The organism is Streptomyces sp. NPDC002476, assembly GCF_042889785.1.
Taxonomy (GTDB): domain Bacteria; phylum Actinomycetota; class Actinomycetes; order Streptomycetales; family Streptomycetaceae; genus Streptomyces.
This window is the reverse complement of the sequence record NZ_JBIARH010000099.1, coordinates 1-3,369: the sequence shown is the minus strand read 5'-3', so window position 1 is coordinate 3,369 and position 3,369 is coordinate 1. Positions and strand designations below refer to the sequence as shown.

Genomic DNA, 3,369 nt, shown 5'->3' with positions numbered 1-3,369 from the left:
TCGCCTGCCAGTACCGGTTCCTTGTCGAACTCTTTGCCGAGCCATTGGGCCAGGCGCCGTACGGACGCGGTTTCGGGGCCGGTGAGGTTGAGTGTGAAGGGCTCGCTGCCGGTGGCGTGGAGCAGTGAGCGCAGGGCGACTTCGTTGGCGTATCCCTGCCACACGACGTTGGCGTGGCCGGTGGTCACGTCGACGGGCTCGCCTGCATGTACGCGGTGGGCGATGTCGGCGAGGACGCCGTAGCGCAGGTCGACTGCGTAGTTGAGGCGGATGTTGGCGATCTTGGTGCCCCGGGTCAGTGCGGCGTGGCTGAAGATTCGTTCGCGGCCCAGGCATGACATGGCGTACTCGCCGACCGGGCCGACCGGGTCGTTCTCGGTGCAGCCGCCGGAGGATACGGGTACCAGCGGGTAGACGTTGCCGGTGGAGAACGCGGCGATCCGTGCGTGCGGCCAGCGGCGCGTCACGCGGTCCGGCATGGCGGCGTTGACTGCCCAGGCGTGGGAGGGTGCTCCGGCGGAGCCGAACTTGGCGCCGACCATGAAGACGATGTTCCCGGCGTCGGGCAGCGAGGCCAGGTCTGCGGCTGGGTCCATGAGGTCGAAGGGGACGGTTCGGACCCCGGCGTCCTGCAGTTGTTGTGCTGCGGCGGGGTCGGACCAGCGGGAGACCGCGTGTACGGTCACGTCGGTGCGGCCTGCGGTGTCCAGTGCGCGGCGGGCGAGTGTGCACAGGCTGGGGCCCATTTTGCCGCCGGCGCCGAGTACGAGGAGGTCGCCGTCGAGGCGGCCCAGGTCGGTGACGAGTGCGGGGGAGGGGGTGGCGAGCCGCTCCTCCAGAGCGGCTTCATCGGTGAACATTCGTTGTTATCCCTTGATTCCGGACGCGGTGACGCCCTCGGTGAAGTAGCGCTGGCCCACCAGGTAGGCGGCGAAGATGGGCACGAACGCGATGACGGAGCCGGAGAGCACGACGTTGAGCGGTACGTTCTGCTGCTGGAGGGAGGCGATGCCGACGGTGAGGGTGCGCATGTCGGTGGACTGGCCGATGACGAGTGGCCACAGGAAGTCGTTCCAGTGCCACAGGAAGACGAACACTCCGAGGGTGGCCAGGATCGGTTTGAGGAGCGGCAGCACGATGCGGTGGAAGATCTGCCACTCGTTGCAGCCGTCGAGGCGGGCCGCCTCGAAGAGTTCGTCCGGCAGTCCCTGGATGAACTGGCGCATCAGGAAGACCGCCTGGGCGTTGGCCAGCGTCGGCAGGATCAGGCCCCAGTAGGTGTCCACGCCGCCCAGTTTCGCGATCATTGCGAAGGTCGGGATCATCGTGACGTGGTAGGGGACCATCACCATCGACAGGAACGACCAGAACATCGTCTCCCGGCCGGGGAAGCGCTTCTTGGCGAAGGCGTAGCCGGCGAGCGAGGCGAGCAGCAGCACGCCGATGACGGAGATGATCGAGTAGAGGAGGGTGTTGAGCAGCCAGCGTGGTACATCCTGGGAGTTGAGGACGGTGTCGTAGGCTTCGCCGCTCAGCGGCCAGGGCAGGAGGCTGCCGGGGAATTCGACGGCGGCGGACGGCTTCAGCGACAGTACGACCATGGCGTAGAAGGGGAAGACCGTGACGAGGGCGGCCACGGTCAGCAGGACGGCGCGGCCGATCCGGCCGGTCCGGGTGGGGCGCATGCTGTGCGGGACGGTGTCGCGGTCTGCGAGCTTGCGCAGTCGGCGTTCGGCCCGGCGCGTGGCCCGGTCGGGCGTCGTGGGAGCGGTGTCCGTGGGCGGGGGCGCGGTCTTTTCGGGTGTTGCGGTCATGGTCACTGGTCCTTCCCGATCGCGAGCCGCTGGATCAGTGCGACCACGACGGTGAGCGCGAACAGCGCGACACCGATGGCGGAGGCGTAGCCCAGGTCGAAGTACTTGAAGCCCGCGTCGTAGAGCTGGAAGACGAGCGTGTAGCTGGCGTTGGCGGGGCCGCCGCCGGTCATCGTGTAGACCGCGTCGAAGACCTGGAAGGAGGCGGTGGTCTCGATCACGGCGAGGAAGAACAGGGCGGGCTTGAGCTGTGGCAGCACGATGTACCGGAATCGCTGCCAGGCACCGGCGCCGTCGGTGAGCGCGGCCTCTTCCAGCTCTCGGGGGATGTCTTGCATCCGGGCCAGCAGGATCAGCATCCCGTAGCCGAAGCGGGACCAGATGCCGACGATTGCGAGGGCGGGCAGCACCAGCACGTCGTCGGAGAGCCAGGAGCCCTCGGACATTCCGAACACGCCCATCAGCGTCGACCACGGGCCGCCGGTCGAGAAGATCCACACGAAGACGGTGGCGGCCAGCACCAGCGAGGTGACGACCGGCAGGAAGAACACCGACCGGAAGAACTTCGAGCCGCGGAACGCGCGACGGGTGATCAGTGCCAGCGACACCGACGCGATGAGCGTGCCCGGCACGGCGAGCACGGTGTACAGGACGGTGACCTTCAGCGCCTGCCAGAACAGCGGGTCGTCCCACAGGCGGGTGAAGTTGTCCAGTCCGATGAAGCTGCCGCCGCCGGTCAGGGTGTAGTCGGTGAAGCTCATCAGCACACCGGCGATGCCCGGACCGAACCGGAAGGCGAGGAAGAGCAGGAAGCACGGGAGGACGAACAGCAGACCGATACGGGCCTCGCGGCGCGTCAGCGGCCCACTGCGACGGCCCCGGCGGGTGGGTTCCGCGACGACTGCCACGGGGATCTCCTTGCGGTGCGGGGGAAAGGGCGGGGGCGGACGAGAACGCCCCGGGGGGATGCGGGGCCGGGTTCCGGGTGCGGCCGGAACGGGCCCCGCATCCGGTATCAGCGGCCGAGCAGTGCCTGCGCGGCCTTCTGCGCGGCGTCCAGCGCCTCCTTGGGGCTCTTCTTGCCCAGCAGCGCGGCCTGGATCTCCGGTGCCAGCACGCCCTGGACCTCACGGGACTTGTCCTGGAGCGGGCCCACGGTCATGCTCGGCAGCGTGGCGCCGACCGCCGTCTGGAGGGCGTCGTTGGGGTAGAGGTCGCCGCCGGACTTCCGGGCCGGGAAGTAGCCCGCCTCCTTCTGCAGACCGGCCGCGTTCTTCGACTCGGCGACGAAGTTCAGCCAGTCGCCGGTGTTCTTCTTGTCGGCGCCCTTCAGCATCGACAGGGCGCCCACCGTGCCGTACCCGACCGACTTGGCGTCCTTCAGCGGCGGCTGGACGACGATGTTCTCCTTGCCCCAGAACGGCTCGACGTCCGCCGGGATGTTCTGCCAGGTGCAGGCGACCTTGCCCTTGGCGATCGGGGTCTGCTCCAGCTTGGGCGTGGTCGTGATCATGTCCTTGTCGGTGTAGCCGCCGTCGACGAGCTTCTTCAGATA

At 68.2% G+C, this 3,369-nt stretch carries 3 protein-coding genes and 1 pseudogene; all 4 read right to left on the bottom strand.

The annotated features are described in order from the left end of the window. Positions 1–860 (bottom strand): NAD-dependent epimerase/dehydratase family protein (locus tag ACFYXM_RS37005; protein WP_389296232.1); only part of this gene is annotated, 860 nt, incomplete at its 3' end. A gap of 6 nt (positions 861–866) precedes the next feature. Beyond that, entirely contained in the window at positions 867–1,814 is a 948-nt protein-coding gene (locus ACFYXM_RS37000) for a carbohydrate ABC transporter permease (protein ID WP_389296230.1), read from the bottom strand. Positions 1,815–1,816: 2 nt separating this feature from the next. Continuing rightward, positions 1,817–2,722 (bottom strand): carbohydrate ABC transporter permease, encoded by a 906-nt coding sequence (locus ACFYXM_RS36995; protein WP_389296228.1) that lies wholly within the window; start codon positions 2,720–2,722, stop codon positions 1,817–1,819. A gap of 107 nt (positions 2,723–2,829) precedes the next feature. Continuing rightward, positions 2,830–3,369 (bottom strand): annotated as a pseudogene (locus ACFYXM_RS36990) (sugar ABC transporter substrate-binding protein); the annotation flags it as partial.

Excerpts from the sequence above, each read along its gene's own strand:
- ACFYXM_RS37000 (WP_389296230.1), bottom strand. The coding sequence starts at position 1,814 with ATGACCGCAACACCCGAAAAGACCGCGCCCCCGCCCACGGACACCGCT.